The sequence below is a fragment of the Aromatoleum bremense genome, from assembly GCF_017894365.1.
Classification (GTDB): domain Bacteria; phylum Pseudomonadota; class Gammaproteobacteria; order Burkholderiales; family Rhodocyclaceae; genus Aromatoleum; species Aromatoleum bremense.
On sequence record NZ_CP059467.1, the window covers coordinates 2,856,483 to 2,876,149 of the forward strand.

A 19,667-nucleotide genomic window follows, 5' to 3' on the forward strand; every position below is an offset into this window, starting at 1 on the left:
CGCTTCCGCACTCGAGAAATGGAACAAATGCAATGCCGAAGTTGATCCTCAGCATGGACGGGCTGGTCCTCAAGGAAATCGTCCTCGACAAGCCGCGCACGACCATCGGGCGCAAGCCCAGCAATGACGTCCAGATCGACAACCTGGCGATCAGCGGCCAGCACGCCGTGATCACGACGATCCTCGATGACGCCTTCCTCGAGGACCAGAACAGCACCAACGGCACCTACGTGAATGGCCAGCCGATCAAGAAGCATGTGCTGCGCAACAACGACATCGTCGAACTCGGCAAGTACCGCCTCAAGTACATCGTCGAGCCGGCCGCGCCGGCGGTGCACGCGTTCGGCTATGCCGGGACGGTTGCGGACGGGCCGGTATTCGTGCCCCCCGAGGTCGCGCCCGCCGCCGGCCGGGCGCCGGGCGCAGCGGCGCCGGAGATGCCGCCACCTCCGGCTTCGTCGCCCGCCGCGGGCGGTGGCGCGGTGGGTGTCATGCAGCTGCTCAACGGCCCGAATGCGGGGCGGGAACTGGAACTGACCAAGTCGCTGACGACGCTCGGCAAGCCCGGCAAGCAGGTGGCGGCGATCACGCGGCGGGTGAACGGATATTTCCTCACCCACGTCGAGGGCGAAGAGTTCCCGCGCGTCAATGGGCGCCCGCTGGACGCCCAGGCGCGCCGCCTCGACGAACACGACATCGTCGAGATGGCCGGGGTCAAGATGGAGTTTTTCCTGCGCCCCTGACTCGCCCGGGCCATCGCGGGCCACCCGCCCCGCGTCGTGAGGTAATGTCGTGAAGTAATGCACGCAGCACGATCCGCAGGTAGTGGTAGCGTGCTGCGTCACCTCACCGGAGCGACGCTCGCAGCCCGCCGCGGCGGACTCCCGGCGCTGCGACCCAAACCCATGAAGCTCAGGATACTTGGCTGCAGCGGCGGAATCGGCGGACGGGCTTCGGGCACGACGGCGTTCCTCGCTGACGACGACATCCTCGTCGATGCGGGCACCGGCGTCGGCGAGCTGGAACTCGACGACTTGCTGCGCATCGATCACGTTTTCGTCACGCACGCGCATCTCGACCATATCGTATCGATTCCGCTGCTCGTCGATTCGGTCGGCGAACTCCGCGACACGCCGCTGACGGTGTACGCCACGGCGGAAACCATCCGCATCCTGCGCCTGCACGTCTTCAACTGGCAGATCTGGCCGGATTTCACCACCATCCCGGACTGCCACCGGCCGTACCTCCGCTTTCATCCCGTCGAGGCCGGCCGCCCCATCCGGCTCGGAGCACGAACAGTCACGCCGCTGCCGGCCCGCCACAGCGTGCCGACGGTCGCCTACTGTCTCGACAGTGGCGAGGGCAAGCTCGTCTATACCGGCGACACCGAGTATTCGACCGAACTGATCACCGCCATCAACGCGCTCGACAACGTGCGCCACCTGATCGTCGAGACCGCTTTCCTCGAAAGCCAGCACGGTCTCGCGCTCACGGCGCGCCATCTGTGTCCCAGCCTGCTGCATGCGATGCTCGAAGAGCTCACCGGGGCGCCCGAGGTCCACATCACCCACCTCAAGCCCGGCCAGTGCGAACGCATCATGCGCGAGATCGCGGCCGGAGCCGGGCGTCTGCATCCGGTGAGGCTCGAGCAGGGCACGATCCTCGAGTTCTGAATTTCCTGGCGGCGCCGGCTAGAATGGCCGGCCCCGAGCACGCCTTCGTTGAATGCCCTGACCAACAGGAACAGGAATGCCCATGACAGCAGCGCCCGGACGAGCTGGGAAAGGTAGCGACGTCGCCGGTCGTCTCGCGTTTTTCAAAGGCCTGCAGGCGATCACGACACGAATCGACGCGGCCGACGACGTCGATCGCGTCGTCCTCGACCTTTCCGCCGACCTGTGCGCGCTGTTCGACGCTGACAGCCTGTGCTTGTTCGCCCTCGACGAGGCCGGTACGACGCTCGTTTCGCGCGTCAGGACGGGCGCGGCCCCCGCCGACGCACGACTCCCGGTCGAGGCGCGCAACATCGCCGGCTACGTCGCATTGAGCCGGCAACCCGTCAATATCCGCGACGTGCACGACCAGGCCGAACTCCGCGCGCTTTCCCCGGAGCTGCGCTTTCCCCGCAGCGGCGACGAGCGCAGCGGCTACCGCACGCGGCAGATGCTTGCGGCGCCGGTCATCGATCCCGCGAGCGGCGCGCTGCAGGGCGTGATCCTGCTGATCAACGCGACGCAGGGCGAGAAATTTTCAAGCGTCGCGAAGGACGGTCTGCTTGGGCTTGCGCAGGCGCTGGGCGTCGCGTACGCCCAGCGCGGCAGGGCGCCGGCGGCGCTGCGCTCGCGCTACGACGCGCTGGTCGTCGACGGGCGCCTCGGCGCGGCCGAACTCGAAGAGGCGGTACGCCGCGCCCGCGAAGGGGGGGCGACGGTCGATGAGGTGCTCGTCGCGACCCGCGGTATCGCGCTGTCCGAACTGGGCGACGCCGCCTCGCGCTTCTTCCATGTGCCGTACGAGCCTTATCGTCAGGATCGCGTCAAGCAGCTTGACTTGCTGCGCAACATCAAGCGCGAGTACGTGCAGCAGACCGGATGGCTGCCGCTCGAGGAGACGCCCGAAGGCGTCGTCGTGCTCGCATGGGACCCCGAACAGGTCCGCGCGTCGCGCATCGCACACAACGTGTTCCCCAAACGCCGGCTCGCCTTCTGTGTGACGACGCGCGACGAGTTCGACCGCACCGTCGATCAGTATTTCGAGCCCTCGATGGAGCTCGGCTCGGTATCCGACCTGCTGCACGACCTGCCCGAAGACGAGCAGGACCTGTCGGTCGCCGACGACGTCATGGCCGCGGCGGACAACGAACTCGTCAAGCTCGTGAACAAGGTCATCATCGACGCGTACCGGCAGGGCGCGTCGGACATCCATATCGAGCCGCGCCCGGGCAAGGACAAGACGCACATCCGTTTCCGCAAGGACGGCACGCTCGTGCCGTACATCCAGGTGCCTGCGAGCTACCGCAACCCGCTCGTGACGCGCATCAAGATCATGTGCGACCTCGACATCTCGGAGCGGCGCAAGCCGCAGGATGGCAAGATCCGCTTCCGCAAGTTCGCGCCGCTCGACATCGAGCTGCGCGTCGCGACGGTGCCGACCGCCGGCGGCATGGAAGACGTCGTGATGCGCCTGCTCGGCCACAGCGAGCCGATCAGGATCGAACAGCTCGGTCTGACCGAGCACAACCTCGAGCGCCTCAGGCGCACGATCGCCAAGCCCTACGGCCTGTTCTTCGTCTGCGGGCCGACCGGCTCGGGCAAGACGACGACGCTGCACTCGATCCTCGGCCACCTCAACACGCCGGAAACGAAGATCTGGACCGCCGAAGACCCAGTCGAGATCACGCAGAAGGGGCTGCGCCAGGTACAGGTCAACCGCAAGGCCGGCCTCGACTTCGCGACGATGATGCGCGCGTTCCTCCGCGCCGACCCGGATGTCATCATGGTCGGCGAAATGCGCGACCTCGAGACGGTGTCGGTGGGCATCGAAGCGTCGCTGACCGGCCACCTCGTGCTGTCGACGCTGCATACCAACAGCGCGCCGGAATCGATCGTGCGCCTGCTCGACATGGGCATGGACCCGTTCAACTTCGGCGACGCGCTGCTCGGCGTGCTCGCGCAGCGGCTGGCGAAGCGGCTGTGCACCCATTGCCGGCAAGCCTATCGCGCCGACGAGGCCGAAGTCGTGCAACTGCTCGACGAGTACTGCGAAGACATGCACGCGACGCCGGAATTCCGCGCCGATCCGCTCGCCGCCCGCGCCGCGGTGTTCGAGCGGCTGCGCGCGACGCACGCGGATGCCGAAGGCCGCTTCACCCTTTACCGGCCGATTGGCTGCGCCGAGTGCAACTCGGGCTATAAGGGGCGGGTCGGACTGCATGAGCTGATGCTCGCCTCGGCCGAGATCAAGCGGATGATCCAGGAGCGCGCGCGTGTCGCGCAGCTGCTGGGTGTCGCGCTCGCCGAGGGATTGCGCACGCTGCGCCAGGACGGCATCGAGAAAGTGCTCGGCGGCATCACCGACATGGCGCAGGTGCGGCGCGTGTGCGTGCGCTGAACGGTTAGAATCCGCCGCTCGAACGAACAGGAGAACTTCATGCACCGCATTGCCCCCAGCCTGCTCTCGGCGGATTTCGCCCGCCTGGGCGAAGAGGTCCGGGATGTGGTCGCGGCCGGCGCCGACTGGATCCACTTCGACGTCATGGACAACCATTACGTGCCGAACCTCACGATCGGTCCGCTCGTCTGCGAAGCAATCCGGCCGCACACGAGCACGCCGATCGACGTCCACCTGATGATCAAGCCGGTCGACCGCATCGTCCCGGACTTCGCGAAGGCCGGCGCGAACATGATCACTTTCCATCCCGAGGCGTCCGAGCACATCGACCGCACGCTGCAGCTGATCCGCGACTGCGGCTGCCAGGCGGGCCTGGTGTTCAACCCCGCAACGCCGCTGCATTATCTCGACCATGCGCTCGACAGCATCGACATGGTGCTGCTGATGAGCGTCAATCCCGGCTTCGGCGGGCAGAGGTTCATTCCCGGCACGCTGCCGAAACTGCGCGCGGCGCGCGAGAAGCTCGATGCGTACGAGGCCACAAGCGGGCGGCGGATCCTGCTGCAGGTCGACGGCGGCGTGAAGGTCGACAACATCGCGCAGATCGCCGCTGCCGGCGCGGATACCTTCGTTGCCGGCTCGGCCGTGTTCGGCGCCGGCCGCGACGCCGACCCGCACCGCTATGACAGCGTGATCGCCGCGCTACGCGCCGAACTCGCGAAGGTGGGGGCGTGAGCGCCTCGCCTGGCCGCCCCAAGAAGCGCGCAGTCCCGCTTGGCGGTACCGCGCGTAGCGCGAGGGCGCACCAGTGAACGCGCGGCGCTTCCCGGTGCGGGCGGTGTTGTTCGATCTCGACGGCACGCTGCTCGACACGATCGCGGATCTCGCCGAAGGCGCGAACCGCATGCTCGCCGAACTCGGCCGGCCGACGCGGCCGCTCGCCGAGATCCATTCCTTCGTCGGCAAGGGCATCCCGCACCTCGTGCGGTGCTGCATGACCGAGAACGCCCGGGCGAGCGAGGCCGAGATCGAAAGCGCGGTGGCGGTCTTCCGTCGTCACTACACCGAAGTGAACGGCCGGTACACGACGATCTACCCCGGCGTCGCCGAGACTCTTGATGCGATGCGGGCGATGGATCTGCGGCTCGCGTGCGTGACGAACAAGGCCGAAGCCTTCACGCTGCCGCTGCTCGAACGCATGCGGCTCGACCGCTACTTCGACGCCGTCGTCAGCGGCGACACGCTGCCGGTGAAGAAGCCCGACCCGGCAGTGCTGCACCACGCGTGCGGCCTGCTCGGCGTCGCCAGCGCGCAGGCGCTGATGATCGGCGACTCGGCCAACGACGCGCTCGCGGCGCGCGCCGCCGGCATGCCGGTGCTGCTCGTGACCTATGGATATAGCGAAGGCATGCCCGTGGACACCATCGAATGCGATGGGCTACTATCGATCGCCACCGGGGCGCTCGAGCGCATCGAAGTCGTCTGACGGCTCTGCTGCCCCGCTTGCACCCATCATGAACGAATCGACATGACCCACAACGACCGGGCTTCGGACAAGAAACGCAACGAGTCTGCCGCAGTGCTGCGCTGTTGGCGGCGCTGGTGCTCGTGGCCTGCGGGCCACTAAAACACGACCGTTTTCGCGGGCCGGCCACGCGCCCGCACTCCTTGTTCCGATTGAACCGTTTTTTGTGGAATCTCCATGCTTGAGCACGAATTCAACGCGCTGGCCGCGCAGGGCTACAACCGCATCCCGGTCACGCTCGAAACCTTCGCCGACCTCGACACGCCGCTGTCGATCTACCTGAAGCTCGCGAACGAACCCTACAGCTACCTGCTCGAATCGGTGCAGGGCGGCGAACGCTTCGGCCGCTACTCGATGATCGGTCTCGCGGCCTCGACGCGCATCGAGGTGTATGGCCGCTCGGCGCTTCTCCTGACCGGCAACCGCCTCGTCGAGCGGCGCGACTACGGCGACCCGCTGAACTACGTCGCCGAGTTCATGGCGCGCATCAAAGTGCCCCCGCGCGACGGCCTGCCGCGCTTCGCCGGCGGCCTGGTGGGCTGCTTCGGCTACGACACGGTGCGCTACATCGAGCCGCGCCTCGCGAAGACCGAGAAGACCGACACGATCGGCACGCCCGACATCCTGCTGCTGCTGTCCGAGGAAATCGCGATCGTCGACAACCTCTCCGGCAAGCTCACGCTGGTGGTCTATGCGGAACCCGAAGTGCCAGGCGCGTTCAAGCGCGCGAAAAAACGCCTGCGCGACCTGCTCGCGCGGCTGCGCGCGCCGGCGGTGATCCCCGAAGACGTGCATGCCGAATCGCAGCCGGCGACGTCCTGCTTCGGCGAGGATGCGTTCAAGGCGGCGGTGAACCGCGCGAAGCAGTACATCATCGACGGCGACATCATGCAGGTCGTGCTGTCGCAGCGCATGAGCAAGCCCTACGCGGCGAGCCCGATGGCGCTGTACCGCGCGATCCGCACGCTGAACCCGTCGCCTTACATGTTCTATTTCAACTTCGAGGATTTCCACGTCGTCGGCGCATCGCCCGAAATCCTCGTCCGGCTCGATCAGGACGGCGACGCGAAGCGCGTCACGGTGCGCCCGATTGCCGGCACCCGCCCGCGCGGCGCGACCGTGGCGGACGACCTCGCGCTCGAGGCGGACCTGCTGTCCGACGAGAAGGAACGCGCCGAGCATCTGCAACTGCTCGACCTCGGGCGCAACGACGCCGGCCGCGTCGCCGAGATCGGCAGCGTGAAGGTCACCGAGCAATTCACGGTCGAGCGCTACTCGCACGTGATGCACATCGTCTCGAACGTCGAAGGGCGCCTGAAGGACGGGCTCAACGCGCTCGCCGTGTTGCGCGCGACCTTCCCGGCGGGCACCGTGTCCGGCGCGCCGAAGCTGCGCGCGATGGAGATCATCGACGAGCTCGAGCCCGTCAAGCGCGGCATCTACGCGGGCGCCGCCGGCTACATCGGTTTCCACGGCGACATGGATCTGGCGATCGCGATCCGCACCGCGGTCATCAAGGACGGGCAGATCCACGTCCAGGCTGGCGCCGGCATCGTCGCCGATTCGAACCCCGACGCCGAATGGACCGAGACGCAGAACAAGGCGCGCGCGATGCTGCGCGCGGCGGAGATGGCCGAATCGGGGCTCGATACGCGGGTCGACTGAACGCGCGGCCGGCTGCGCGATCCGGTCCCGCATCCGTCGGCGGGCGCGGCGCCGGCGGGATTTTTCTGGCGGAACGTGAGACTTGCCCGCGAGAAAATTTCCATATGCATTATCGTAGCGGCTGACCCGATGAACCCGCCCAAGGACTGCCGATCATGAATGTCGTCATCGTCGACGACACGCCAACGAACCTGCAGCTGATGAGCGGCCTCGTCCAGCGACTGGACGGATGCCGCCCGCTCCTGTTCGCCGACTCCGGCTCGGGCCTGTGGTGGTGCCTCGAACATGATCCGGACCTCATCATCGTCGATTACATGATGCCGAGCCCGAACGGGCTGGAGTTCATCCGGCAGGTCCGCCGCGAGCCGCGGCATGCTGATCTGCCGATCCTGATGGTGTCCGCGGACCACGAGAAGCAGGTGCGCTACGCGGCGCTCGACGAGGGCGCCACCGACTTCCTCAACAAGCCGGTGGACGGTGTGGAGTTCCTCGCGCGAGCGAGGAACATGCTGGCCTTGCGGCGCAGCCAGCTCGCGCTCGCCGGCCGGGCGCTGACGCTGGCCGAAGAGGTCCGGCGGGCCGTCGCCGACATCCACGACCGCGAGCGCGAGACCATCATCCGCCTGGCACGTGCCGCCGAATACCGCGACCCGGAGACCGGCTCCCACATCCTGCGTATGACGCAGTACACCGAACTGATCGCCGCCCGTCTCGGCCTGCCGAAGGACTTCCAGGAAATGCTTCTGCACGCCGCGCCGATGCATGACATCGGCAAGCTCGGGACGCCCGACCACATCCTGCTCAAGCCGGGCCGGCACACCCCGGAGGAATTCGAGATCATGCGGCGGCACACGTTGATCGGCTATGAGATCCTCAAGGAAAGCAGCTCCCGGGCGATCCAGCTCGCGGCCTCGATCGCGCTGCACCATCATGAAAAGTTCGACGGTTCCGGTTATCCACGCGCGCTGGCCGGCGAGGCCATTCCAATCGAGGGGCGGATCGCCGCGGTGGCCGATGTGTTCGACGCGCTGACCTCGGAGCGCCCGTACAAGTCGGTGTGGAGCCTCGAGGATGCCGCCGCCTACCTGCGTGACCATCGTGGCCGGCATTTCGATCCGGCCTGCGTCGACGCGTTCTTCGACTGCTGGGGCGGCGTGCTCGAAATCGGCCACCGCTTCGACGGCGCCTGATGACGGGCCTTGCGCGCGGCGTCGATGTCGAACCTGAGGAGGCCTGACGATGCAGGATGAACCGTTGTTCGATCGCCGCGCGACGCTCGACAATCTCGGCCAGGACCTCGCGCTCATGCGGCTGATGGCTCAAACGTTCATCGACGACATACCGCGGATGTTCGCGGAACTGCGTGCCGCGCTGTCTTGCGGGGACGGGCCTGCGGCGGTCCGCGCGAGCCACAGTCTCAAGGGATCCGCGGCGAATTTCGGCGCGGCGCCGCTCGTCGGTTGGGTCGGCGGGATGGAACGGGACTGCCGGGCGGGGGACCTCGCCGGCGCCAGCGCACGGACCGACGAGGCGGCACGTCTGACCGCAGTCCTCGTCGCCGAGCTTTGGGCGGAATTGTCCGGTCCGGCGTGACGGGCTCCAGGGAAAAGGCCCGGAGCGCCGGATTCACTCAGTTCCTCCAGCCCCGCATGATGTCGGACCAGTTGGGCTTCGGTGCACTTCGGTGCGCGATCGCCCGCTGCAGCAATTGGTCGAGCGCCTCGCGCCGGATCGGCTTGGACAGATAGTCGTCCATGCCTGCGGCGAGGCAGCGTTCGCGATCGCCTTCCATCGCGTGCGCGGTCATCGCGGCAATGTAGCTCAGACGCTGGCTCTCGCCGACGAACCAGCTGCGGCGCATCTCGCTCGCGCGGATCTTCTCGGTGGCTTCCATGCCGTCCATCACCGGCATCTGCAGATCCATCAGGATCAGGTCGAAGCGCTGCGTCTCGAAGCACTCGATCGCTTCGAGGCCATTGTTCGCGACGGTCACGCGATGGCCCGCCTTGTTCAGCAGATGCACCGCGAGGGTCTGGTTGACCGGCGTGTCCTCGACCAGCAGCACGGCGAGAGGTTCCGACTGTCCGTCCGCATCGGCGGGATCGCGGTCAATGACGAGTTCGTCGAGTTCGACGCTGGCGAGTTCGTTGACACCGAGAGCGGTTTTCAGCGCATCGAACAGGTCCGCTTCGAACACCGGCTTGACGACATATGACCGGATCGCGTCGCGCCCGTGGCGCCCGAGTTCCTGACGCTGGCCATGGTTGGCGAGCAGCATCACCAGCGCCTCGCCGCCACCACCTTGCGCGAGCGCGGACGCCAGCGCGAATCCGCCCGGTGGCGGCATGCCCGCATCGATGAGCAGCAACTCGACCGGCTCGCCCGCCTGCCGCCGCGCCACGAGCCGTGCAGAAATGCATGCCGGATCACCGGCGATCTCGGTTTCGATGCCGAGGCGCTGCAACATGCGTGCAAGCAGTTCGGCGGCGCTCGGGCAATCGTCGACGATGAGGGCCCGCCGGCCGCACATGCTGGCTGGGGGTGCCGGCGGTAGCGACTCGTTGCGGTCGGTCGCGAGCCGCACGCTGAAATAGAAGGTGCTGCCTTGGCCCGGCTCGCTCTCGAGCCAGAGCTGGCCGTCCATCAGCTTGACAAGCAGGTCGCTGATCGACAGGCCGAGCCCGGTCCCGCCGAAACGGCGGGTGGTCGAGGCATCGGCCTGCGAGAACGCGTCGAAGATCTGTTCGTGGTGGTCGGTCGCGATGCCGATGCCGGTGTCGTGCACGGCGAACTGCAGATACAGCGACATCCCGCTGCGCCGGAGTACGCTCACCTGGACCGAAATTTCGCCGCGCTCGGTGAACTTGATCGCGTTGCCGACCAGGTTCGCGAGGATCTGGCGCAGCCGGGTCGGGTCGCCATAGAGCCGCTCGGGTACGTCGGGGGCGATATCGAGCATGACCTCGAGGCCCTTGCGCTGCGCGGACACGGCAAGCCCGCGGATCGACTCGCTCAGCGTCGTGCGCAACGGAAAGACGACCGTCTCGAGATCGATGCGGCCGGCTTCGATCTTTGACAGATCGAGGACGTCATTGATGATCGTCAGCAAGGCTTCGGCCGAAGACTTCACGGTCGTAAGGTAGCTGTGCTGCTCGTCGTCCAGCGTGGTATCCAGTGCCAGTTCGGTCATCCCGAGGATTGCATTCATCGGCGTGCGGATCTCGTGGCTCATGTTGGCGAGGAAGGTGCCGCGCGCCCGGCTTGCCGTCTCGGCTTCCTCCTTCGCCCGCAGCAGCGCGGCTTCGACCCGTTTCTGGTTGCTGATGTCGCGGTGCAGTACGAGCAGGCGCGTCGGCTTGCCCTGGTCATCCCGCGCCGCCACCCTGCCGCGCAGCAGCCACCAGCGCCATTCGTCGCCCGGCGCCTGCAGGCGGTGCTCAAACTCGATCAGGGGCGCGCGGCCCTGCAGCACGACGTTGAGTCGTTCGTTGACGAGTACCCGATCTTCGGGGTGCACCCAGGCGCTCCATTCGCTGATCGGCTTGTCGGCGTCGTGGGGCGCGGCACCGAAACGCTGCTTCCACACCGTCGAGCCCCGAATCGTCCGCGTCACGAGATTCCACTCGCAGACGATGTCGCCGCTCAGGTCGAGCCGGTCCAGCAGGTGTTTCGCCTTCGCGGCGGCGCGCTGGACCGGTGCGAACTTGAGGTAGGTGTCGTCCACCCTGGCGAGCAGGCGCTCGAAGTTCGCGGCAAGTCCGGACAGGCCGGCGGCGTGCAGCGGCGCCAGCGCATGCTCGAGCGGTTCGTCTCCGGATGTGCCGAACGCGGACGCGATCTGCTGGTTGAGGCGCGGTGATCTCATCGGCGGGTCGTGGTCGAAAAACGGCGTCGGGAATGGGGGCCGCGGCACGGACGGAGGGTTGCGGGGGTGGACCGTGTCGCCGCGGGCGATTCCGCATTCTATGGCGCCCGCGGCGCAGCGCTTGTGCGGTAATGCCGCCGTTCCTGATTATGTCATTGCAGTGGGGCGCCGGGCAGGTCGCGCCGGAGCGCACCGGGCCCCAGGGGACGGCTGGTGCGCTCCCTAGACCGCCGCGAGCGCGCGCTCGAGGTCCGCGATCAGGTCGGCCACGTCCTCGATGCCGACCGACAGGCGCACGAGCGCGTCCCCGATGCCGAGCGCGGCGCGCACCTCCGCCGGCACCGACGCGTGCGTCATGAGCGCCGGGTGTTCGATGAGGCTCTCGACACCGCCGAGGCTCTCGGCGAGCGTAAACAGCTCGCAATGCTCGAGAAAGCGCCGCGCCTCGTCTTCTCCGCCCTTGACCACCGCCGTCACCATGCCGCCGAAGCCGCGCATCTGACGGCACGCGAGTTCATGCTGCGGGTGGCTCGGGAGGCCGGGATAGATCACGCGCTCGACCTGCGGATGGCGTTCGAGCCACTGCGCGACCGCGAGGCCGTTGGCGCAGTGGCGTTCCATGCGCAGCGCGAGCGTCTTCAGGCCGCGGTTGACGAGGAAGCAGTCGAACGCGCCGGGAATCGCGCCGACCGCGTTTTGCAGGAAGCCGAGCCGCTCGGCGAGCGCCGCGTCGCGCACGACGGAGACGCCGCCGATGACGTCCGAGTGGCCGTTGAGGTATTTCGTCGCCGAATGCACGACGACGTCAAAGCCGAGCGCGAGCGGGCGCTGCACCCATGGCGACGCGAACGTGTTGTCGGCGACCGCGAGCACGCCGTGGCGCTTCGCGACCCGCGCGACCATTTCGAGGTCGACGAGCTTCAGCAGCGGATTGCTCGGCGACTCGACCCAGATCATCCGCGTCTCGGGCGTGATCGCCGCTTCGAGCTCGGCTTCGGAGGCGAGCGTCGAATAGCTGAAGCGTAAGTCCGCCGAGCGCCGCCGCACGCGCTCGAACAGCCGGCGCGTGCCGCCGTAGAGATCGTCGAGGGCGACGACGTGGGCGCCGGCGTCGAGGAGTTCGAGCACCGTCGCGATCGCCGCCATGCCCGAGCCGAACGCGAATCCTGCGGCGCCGTCCTCGAGCGCCGCGACGCAGCGCTCGTACGCCCAGCGCGTCGGGTTGTGGCTGCGCGCGTAGTCGAGTCCCTGATGCACGCCGGGGCTTGTCTGCGCATACGTCGAGGTCGCGTAGATCGGCGTGATCACCGCGCCGGTCGCCGGGTCCGGTGCCTGGCCGGCGTGCACCGCGAGGGTCGAGAATCCGGCTTTGTCGGTCATGGTCTCTTGACCCGGCGGCGCAGGTGGTTCAGCAGGTCGATGCGCGTGATCAGGCCGACGAAGCTGTCGCCGTCCATGACGATCGCGACCATGCCCTGGTCGAGGATCTGCACCACGCGCGCGAGCGGCGCGTCGGGCTGCAGGGTTTCGAGCCGCGTGCTCATCACCGACGACACCGTGTCGCCGAAGTGCGTCGCTTCGCTGACGACCGCGTGCAGCACGTCGGACTCGTCGATGATGCCGACGACGTCGTTGCCATCGAGCACCGGCAACTGCGACACTTGGTACAGCTTGAAGCGTCCGAACGCGGTCAGCAGCGTGTCGTCCGGGCGCACCGTGACGACCGAGCCTTCGGCGTAGCGGCGCTGCACGAGATCGGTCAGGCCGCCCGCGGCCGGGTGCGTCAGGAAGCCCTGGTCGTACATCCAGAAGTCGTTGAACATCTTCGACAGGTACTTGTTGCCGCTGTCGCAGGCGAAGGTCACGACGCGCTCGGGCTGCTCGCGGCTGCGGCAGTAGCGCAGGGCCGCGGCGAGCAGCGTGCCCGACGACGAGCCGGCGAGGATGCCTTCGGTCGCGAGCAGCTCGCGCGCGGTCGCGAAGCTCTCGGCGTCGTCGATCGTGTAGGCCTCGGCGACGCCGGAGAGGTCGGCTATCGGCGGCACGAAGTCCTCACCGATGCCTTCGACGAGCCACGCGCCGGCGTCGGTCATCTCGCCGGTCCTGACGAAATGCGCGAGCACCGAACCGGCCGGGTCGGCGAGCACCATTTTTACGTGCGGCGCATTGCTGCGGAAATAGCGCGTGAGTCCCGTCAGCGTGCCGCCGCTGCCGACGCCGCAGACAACTGCGTCGAGCCGCTCGCCGGTCTGCGCCCAGATCTCCGGGCCGGTCGTCTTTTCGTGTGCGTCCGGGTTCGCGGGGTTGCCGAACTGGTTGATATAGACCGAGTTCGGTGTGCGCACGGCGATCGCCTCGGCCATGTCCTGGTAATACTCGGGATGGCCCTTGCCGACATCCGAGCGCGTCATGATGATCTCGGCGCCGAGCGCGCGCAGGTGGAAGATCTTCTCCTGGCTCATCTTGTCCGGGATCACGAGCTTCGTGCGGTAGCCTTTCGCGAGGCCGACCAGCGCGAGCGCGAGACCGGTGTTGCCGGCGGTCGCCTCGATCAGCGTGCCGCCGGGGCGGATGCGGCCGTCGCGCTCGGCGGCGTCGATCATCGACACCGCGATGCGATCCTTGATCGAGCCGCCGGGATTCTGGCTTTCGAGCTTGATGAAGAGCTCGCACGGCCCGGTATCGATGCGGGTGATCGGCAGCAGCGGCGTGTTGCCGATGAGCTCGAGCAGGCTTGCGGGCGCCATCGATGCCTCCTCCCGAACCGGGGCCGGACGTGGCTTGGACCGAAACGTGGCGGCGAGTCACAAACCCGCCGCAAACATGCGACAGCGCAGCGGTGCGCGGAGTTCGCGGGGGCCGCTGCAATTCGGGCCGTTCCGGCGCCGCCCTTTTCTCGACTCGGGGCGGGCAGTCCCGCCGGGGCCGGGCTGCTTTCGGGCGGACCGCGCGAGTTCCCGCGCGGTCCGCTTTTCTACCGCCGTGTGCCGGCTGGGGCAGGCAGTGCGGAGCGCAGCGGGCGGAATCCGGAAGGCGTATTGAACCGGATCGTCCGGAGAGCCTCTGAATGAGCGATGCCGCGATCGCTTTCACCGGATGTTCTTTCCCCGTCACTCTGCACAACCTGGGAGGCCCCGATGACCACCGAAACCCTGACCATTGCCTGTCCGCACTGCCACGTCCTGAACCGCTTGCCGGGCGGCCGTCTCAGCGACGACCCGAACTGCGGCAAATGCCATCAGCCGCTCTTCACCGGCCATCCGGTCGAACTCGACGCCACGAGCTTCGACGTGCACGCCGGTCACGGCGATCTGCCGCTGCTCGTCGATTTCTGGGCGTCGTGGTGCGGCCCGTGCCGGACGATGGCGCCTGCGTTCGAGGAGGCCGCGGCGAAGCTCAAGCCGCATGTTCGGCTCGCGAAAGTCAATACCGAGGAGGCGCAGGATCTCGCGGCGCGCTACGCGATCCGCAGCATCCCGACGATGGTGCTGTTCCGCGCCGGGCGCGAAGTCGCGCGCCAGTCCGGGGCGATAAACACCGGGCAGATCCTGCAGTGGGCGAAGGCGCAGGGACTGTGAGGGCGTCCGCCCGCCTGCAACGACGCTGCCGCGCGACGCAAGGGTTGCCGAGGCCGGGCGGGGCGCGGATACTGCCGGCCTTCGAACCCGATAGCCTGAGGAACCATGTCCACGATCCCCGCTTGCCCCCGATGCGCGATGGAGAACACCTACCCGGACGGCGGCAATTACATCTGCGCCGATTGCGCCCACGAGTGGCCGATCGCGGCAGCCGCCGACGCGGATGATGAGGCCGATGCGCTCGTGAAGGATGCCAACGGCAACGTGCTGGCGGATGGCGACTCGGTCGTGCTGATCAAGGACCTGAAGGTCAAGGGGTCCTCGATCACGCTGAAGGTCGGCACGAAGGTCAAGAGCATCCGCCTTGTCGGCGGAGACCACGAGGTCGACTGCAGGATGGACGCCGGCAGCTTCATGCTGAAGGCCTGCTACCTGAAGAAGGTCTGAGCGGCTTTCTTCCTGCCGGCCGCGGCTGGGGTCAAGCGGAGCGTACGTGGCGCAGCACCGGATGAGTCCGGTCGATCTCTTCGAGCGGGCGCTTCTTGCCCGCGGGCGACAGCGCCGTGTAGGCGCCCAGCATGTCGGCGGGGAGCCGCCCGACGATGCCGAACAGGTCCGCGAAACGCACGCCCTGGCGCACCAGATAGGCGATGTAGCTGTGACGCAGCGCCGCGGACGTGATCTCGTCCGCGCCGGGGATGCCGGCATCGTGCGCGGCGTAAAGAAGCGTCGCATCGAGCGCGTCGGACGTCTCGCCACTCGCGGCGGGGACGACAGGGCCGTCGTCCGTTTGCGGAGGGTGTTCCCGGTACCGGCCGAGTTGCGCCTCGAACGCTGCAGACAGCGGCACGGCGCGGTCCGGCAGGAGAATGCGGCGGTTGGCCAGATCGACCGCCGGCCATTTCAGCCGTGCGAGTTCGTCGAACGACAGGCCGGAAAGCAGCGCGAGCGCGCCGATGCGGGCGTCGTCGGGCAGTTCGTCGAGCAGCTGCGCGATCTCGGTTTCGTCGAGTTCGCGCGGCAGTTGCGCGGCGCCCGCGAGCAGCGCCGACGACGCGAACTGCCCGAGCGCCTCCGGTGCGCGCGCTGCCGGCAGCTGCACGCTGCGCAGCCACGCGGGCGCAATGACGAGCGACGGAGCCGGGGCCGTGCGGTTGAATAGCTCGACGATCCAGGTCGTCAGCAGCGCCAGCAGCAGCGACGCCGTCACGCCGATCGCCGCGTCCCGGCCGTATTGGGGCCGCCACGGCTCGCCCGGCGGGAAAGCCGCTTCGAACGTCGTCACTTCCGGGACGCGGATCCGCTCCGCGGCCTGCAGTCCGGTCGCCCTGACGACCGCGGTCCGGTGCATCTCCTCGAGTCCGGTCAGCTCCTCCTGCATGGCCTTGAACTCGCCCAGGCGCGCAGTGAACGCCTGGACCGTCCGCCGCTCGCCGCCCGCCTGTTGAGCCAGCCGGTCGACGGCCGCACGCGCCGCCGCGACTTCCTCTTCGGCGTCGCTCAGCGCTGCCTGCTGCCCGCCTTCGCGGACCTGCTTCATCTGTTCGTCCAGGCTCGCGATCCGCATGCGCAAGGCCTTGGCGCGCGGATCGAACGCGAGGAAGTCCGGCGTGTAGGCCCGCTCCAGCTCGTGCTGCTCCTCGCGCAACTGCGACGCACGCTGCTCGAGATTGGACAGCGTCGGGTTGTCGCGCGCCCGGACGATCGACTTGCCGGCCGCGATCGACTCGCGCAACGAACGCAGTTTCGCTTCGGCTGCGACGAGCCGGTCGTTCGCCGCGTTCAGCGATTGTCCGACGCCCTTGACCTGGCTCAGGACGTGATTTTCGTCGCGCTCCAGCGAGACGATGTCGTGGCGGCGGCGATAGTCGTCGAGCGCGCGCCGCTTCTCGGCGACGCGCTCTTCGAGCTTCTCGGCCTCGTCCTGCGCCTTGGTCGCACGGCTGCCCGAATACTGGCGATAACGTTCGGCGAGCTGGCCGCGGTAAGTGTCGATCAACGCGTTGACGAGCGGAGCGAGCGCGTCGGCCGGCCTGCCGCTCGCGGCGAGCTCGACGACGTCGGTTCCTTCGACCGGTGTCGCGTCGAGCATCCGCCGATAGTCCTCGACGCTATCGCCGCTATCGCCGCTGCCATCGCCGGAGCCGGCCGGCAGCGGCGTGCCGATGCCGGCGAGCCGGGCGGCCGCTTTCTCGACGAGCGGGCGGCTCGTGAGCACTTCGACTTCGGTCAGGAACGCCGCCTGGACTGCGGCCCTGCGTTCGTCGGCGGTGTCGCCGTTGCCCGGCATGTCGATGCGCAGCCGCGCGGCAGTGCGGTATTCGGCGGGACGCGAGTAGTCGTAGATCAGGCTCGCGGTGGCGAACAGCAGGAAACTCAGGCCGAAGACGGCAATGCGCCGCCGCTTGTGCGGAGCTGGGTGGGCGGTCGGGGCGAGGCCGCTCCAGAACGGATCGACAGTAGTGGGGCCGGTGTCGTCGCGGATCATGCTCTCGATCCGCACAGAATATCTGAGCAGCATGACGCGGTGCGCAAAGCGAATTCTTCCATGTGCCTGTCTCCTTCCTCGCCGCATCGCCTCGACTTGACGGACGGATTAAGTGGATGAACTGCGTATGCCTATTGAAGCATTCCGGCGGCGAAAACTCATGCAGGTATTCATCCGCTTACAGTCTCGGCGGACAGGGGCGCAGCCGTGCCGCCCACGTGGCCTGTGGTCGGTCGGGGCCTGTTGCGGGGAGTGCTACGGGCGGGTTGTGTCGCCGCGGCGACAGGCGCTGGTGCTGCGCCCTCCAGCGCGCGACAGCGCAAGCTTCAGTTGAAGCCGGGCGTGAAATCGGGCGCCGTGCCGCCATCTCCGGCAAGGGATGGACGGCCCTGCAGGGCGGTGAGGATGCCGGCGAGGATGTCCGCCGGGGGCGGGGGGCAGCCGGGAACGGTGACGTCGACCGGAATGACGTTCGACACCCGCCCGCAACTCGCGTAGCTTTCGCCGAAAATGCCGCCGGTGCAGCCGCAGTCACCGATTGCGACGACGAGCTTCGGTGCCGGGGTCGCATCGTAGGTGCGCTTCAGCGCGAGCTCCATGTGCCGCGACACCGGGCCGGTGACGAGCAGCATGTCGGCATGACGCGGGCTCGCGACGAACTTGATGCCGAGTCCCTCGATATTGTAGTAGGGGTTGTTCAACGCGTGGATCTCGAGCTCGCAGCCGTTGCACGAGCCGGCGTCGACCTGCCGGATCGCCAGCGCGCGGCCGAGGATCGCGAGAATGTCGGCGTGGATCAGGTGTGCCCGGTGGCGCGACGCGGAAAGGGGCTGGGGGGCCGATGCGCCGGGACGGCCATGGCGGACGATGTACTTGAGGATGTGCCACATCACAGATCCTGCGCGGAATAGCCGAGGTTGAAGGATTTGTTGATCAGCGGGAAGTCGGCGACGATGTTGTCGATGATCGCGTGCTCGATCACCGGCCAGTTCTGCCACGACGGATCGTGGCAATGGCAGCGCGCGATGCGCCCGCGCGCATCGGTTTCGAGTGCGACGAATATTTCGCCGCGCCAGCCTTCGATCCAGCCGGCGCCGGACCCCGCGGCGCGAATTGCGACCGGTACATGGAGCGGACCCTCTGGCAGCGCGGCGAGCAGGGCGTCGATCAGCCGCAGCGACTCGAAGCATTCGTCGAAGCGCAGCGCGACGCGGGCGGCGACGTCGCCGTTGAGCTGCGTGGACGCGGTCACCGCCAGCTCGTCGTACGGCGGCCACGGAAAGTCCGCGCGCAGGTCCGCGGCCTGCCCGCTCGCGCGCCCGGCGAGCCCGGTCAGACCGAGCCGCGCGGCGAGTTCCGGCGTCACGCGGCCGGTGGTCACGAAGCGGTCCTGCAGGCCGGCGTGCTCGTCGTAGATGTCCTTCAGTTCCGCGACTTCGGCGGCGAGCGCGTTCGCCTCGCGGCGCAGCTGCGCGGCGGTGGCGGCGTCGAGATCCTGCACGACGCCGCCCGGGCGGATGCGGTCCATCAGAAGCCGGTGGCCGAACGCCTCGAAGTTCGCCCGCAACCAGTCTTCGCGCAGGCGCGAGAACTGCGCGAGCGCAAAGCCGAATGCGGCGTCGTTGCCGAGCGCACCAAGATCGCCGAGGTGGTTCGCGACGCGCTCGCGCTCGAGCAGCAGCGCGCGCAGCCATGCCGCGCGCTCCGGCACCACCACGCCGGCAGCCGACTCGGCCGCCATCGCGTATGCCCACGCATACGCCACCGTGCTGTCGCCCGACACGCGCCCCGCCAGCCGCGCGCCTTCGTCGATGTCCATACCCATGAAGCAGCGCTCGATGCCCTTGTGCGTGTAGCCGAGCCGCTCCTCGAGCCGCAGCACTTTCTCGCCTACGACCGAGAAGCGGAAATGCCCCGGCTCGATCGTGCCGGCGTGCACCGGCCCGACCGGGATTTCATGCACGCCGTCGCCTTCGACAAGGACGAAGGGGTAGTTGTCGGGTTGCGGTGCGAAGCGTTCCTGGCCGGTGTTCTCGATGCGCAGCGGGAAGTAGTCGGCCGGCCACGCGCCGTGGCGCAACCACGGGCGTGTGTCGGCGGCGTCCTCGGCGTCGATGCCGACCAGATCATGCGCGGTGCGCTGCATGCGGACTGCCGGGGCGAAGAAGCGCGAGATGTCCGGGTAGGCCGGGCGCACAACGTCGAGCCCGAGCTCCGCCCACAGCAAGCCTTCCGCGGTCGCGTACGCTGCCGCCACCGCGAAGCCGTCACCCGCCGCGCGCCGGTCGCTGCCCCACAGGCTCACGAGCCGGCCTTTCGCTTCGGCGACCGCGAGCGCGAGCGCGCTCCACTGCGCCGCATCGACGCGGGCGCGATGCATCGGCAGCGGCGCAGCGAGCCGTTCGAAGCGGCAATCGAGTCCGGGTAATTCCATCG

The 19,667-nt window shown here is 68.0% G+C and carries 16 protein-coding genes; 10 read left to right on the top strand and 6 right to left on the bottom strand.

Translation table 11 applies throughout. From position 1 onward, the window contains the following. The first annotated feature begins 32 nt into the window (after positions 1 to 32). The 8 genes from pbN1_RS13415 (at position 33) to pbN1_RS13450 (ending at position 8,893) form a co-directional block, all read left to right on the top strand. Positions 33 to 743 carry an FHA domain-containing protein gene (locus pbN1_RS13415; protein WP_169201343.1) on the top strand — a complete coding sequence of 237 codons (711 nt, stop codon included), beginning with the start codon at positions 33 to 35 and terminating at the stop codon, positions 741 to 743. Positions 744 to 905: 162 nt separating this feature from the next. Then, on the top strand, positions 906 to 1,673 hold the full coding sequence (locus pbN1_RS13420; protein WP_169201388.1) for an MBL fold metallo-hydrolase: 768 nt from the start codon (positions 906 to 908) through the stop codon (positions 1,671 to 1,673). Between the two features lie 76 nt (positions 1,674 to 1,749). Further along, positions 1,750 to 4,110 (top strand): GspE/PulE family protein, encoded by a 2,361-nt coding sequence (locus pbN1_RS13425; RefSeq protein WP_210147502.1) that lies wholly within the window; start codon positions 1,750 to 1,752, stop codon positions 4,108 to 4,110. A gap of 39 nt (positions 4,111 to 4,149) precedes the next feature. Next, on the top strand, positions 4,150 to 4,845 hold the full coding sequence (gene rpe / locus pbN1_RS13430) for a ribulose-phosphate 3-epimerase (protein WP_169201342.1): 696 nt from the start codon (positions 4,150 to 4,152) through the stop codon (positions 4,843 to 4,845). 73 nt (positions 4,846 to 4,918) lie between these two features. Further along, on the top strand, positions 4,919 to 5,596 hold the full coding sequence (locus pbN1_RS13435; RefSeq protein ID WP_169201341.1) for a phosphoglycolate phosphatase: 678 nt from the start codon (positions 4,919 to 4,921) through the stop codon (positions 5,594 to 5,596). Between the two features lie 216 nt (positions 5,597 to 5,812). Further along, on the top strand, positions 5,813 to 7,300 hold the full coding sequence (gene trpE, locus pbN1_RS13440) for an anthranilate synthase component I (RefSeq protein WP_169201340.1): 1,488 nt from the start codon (positions 5,813 to 5,815) through the stop codon (positions 7,298 to 7,300). Between the two features lie 155 nt (positions 7,301 to 7,455). Beyond that, on the top strand, positions 7,456 to 8,490 hold the full coding sequence (locus pbN1_RS13445) for an HD domain-containing phosphohydrolase (protein WP_169201339.1): 1,035 nt from the start codon (positions 7,456 to 7,458) through the stop codon (positions 8,488 to 8,490). Positions 8,491 to 8,539: 49 nt separating this feature from the next. Beyond that, on the top strand, positions 8,540 to 8,893 hold the full coding sequence (locus tag pbN1_RS13450; RefSeq protein WP_210147503.1) for an Hpt domain-containing protein: 354 nt from the start codon (positions 8,540 to 8,542) through the stop codon (positions 8,891 to 8,893). A gap of 37 nt (positions 8,894 to 8,930) precedes the next feature. Here pbN1_RS13450 and pbN1_RS13455 read toward each other — a convergent pair whose 3' ends face one another. From pbN1_RS13455 to pbN1_RS13465, 3 genes are all read right to left on the bottom strand, one after another. Further along, the gene (locus tag pbN1_RS13455; protein WP_169201337.1) at positions 8,931 to 11,165 is read right to left on the bottom strand and encodes a PAS domain-containing hybrid sensor histidine kinase/response regulator; all 2,235 of its coding nucleotides are present in this window, start codon (positions 11,163 to 11,165) and stop codon (positions 8,931 to 8,933) included. A 222-nt stretch (positions 11,166 to 11,387) separates the two neighbouring features. Beyond that, the gene (locus tag pbN1_RS13460) at positions 11,388 to 12,545 is read right to left on the bottom strand and encodes a trans-sulfuration enzyme family protein (protein WP_169201336.1); all 1,158 of its coding nucleotides are present in this window, start codon (positions 12,543 to 12,545) and stop codon (positions 11,388 to 11,390) included. After that, positions 12,542 to 13,912 carry a pyridoxal-phosphate dependent enzyme gene (locus pbN1_RS13465; protein WP_169201335.1) on the bottom strand — a complete coding sequence of 457 codons (1,371 nt, stop codon included), beginning with the start codon at positions 13,910 to 13,912 and terminating at the stop codon, positions 12,542 to 12,544. The genes pbN1_RS13460 and pbN1_RS13465 overlap by 4 nt, the downstream gene beginning before the upstream one ends. Positions 13,913 to 14,302: 390 nt before the next feature. Between pbN1_RS13465 and trxC the strand changes: the two genes are divergently transcribed. Together trxC and pbN1_RS13475 are read left to right on the top strand one after the other, a co-directional pair. Next, positions 14,303 to 14,743, top strand: a complete 441-nt coding sequence (gene trxC, locus pbN1_RS13470; RefSeq protein ID WP_169201334.1) for a thioredoxin TrxC — start codon at positions 14,303 to 14,305, stop codon at positions 14,741 to 14,743. A 105-nt stretch (positions 14,744 to 14,848) separates the two neighbouring features. Continuing rightward, the gene (locus tag pbN1_RS13475) at positions 14,849 to 15,190 is read left to right on the top strand and encodes a zinc ribbon domain-containing protein YjdM (protein ID WP_169116608.1); all 342 of its coding nucleotides are present in this window, start codon (positions 14,849 to 14,851) and stop codon (positions 15,188 to 15,190) included. Positions 15,191 to 15,221: 31 nt separating this feature from the next. Here the strand turns inward: pbN1_RS13475 and pbN1_RS13480 are convergent, their stop codons facing one another. From pbN1_RS13480 to pbN1_RS13490, 3 genes are all read right to left on the bottom strand, one after another. Then, positions 15,222 to 17,231, bottom strand: coding sequence for a GumC family protein (locus pbN1_RS13480; RefSeq protein WP_169201333.1), 2,010 nt, complete (start codon positions 17,229 to 17,231; stop codon positions 15,222 to 15,224). Between the two features lie 326 nt (positions 17,232 to 17,557). After that, entirely contained in the window at positions 17,558 to 18,121 is a 564-nt protein-coding gene (locus tag pbN1_RS13485) for an NADH-quinone oxidoreductase subunit B family protein (protein ID WP_169201332.1), read from the bottom strand. After that, on the bottom strand, positions 18,121 to 19,665 hold the full coding sequence (locus pbN1_RS13490; RefSeq protein ID WP_169201331.1) for a hydrogenase large subunit: 1,545 nt from the start codon (positions 19,663 to 19,665) through the stop codon (positions 18,121 to 18,123). Before pbN1_RS13490 ends, pbN1_RS13485 begins: the two co-directional genes overlap by 1 nt. Between the last annotated feature and the right edge of the window lie 2 nt (positions 19,666 to 19,667).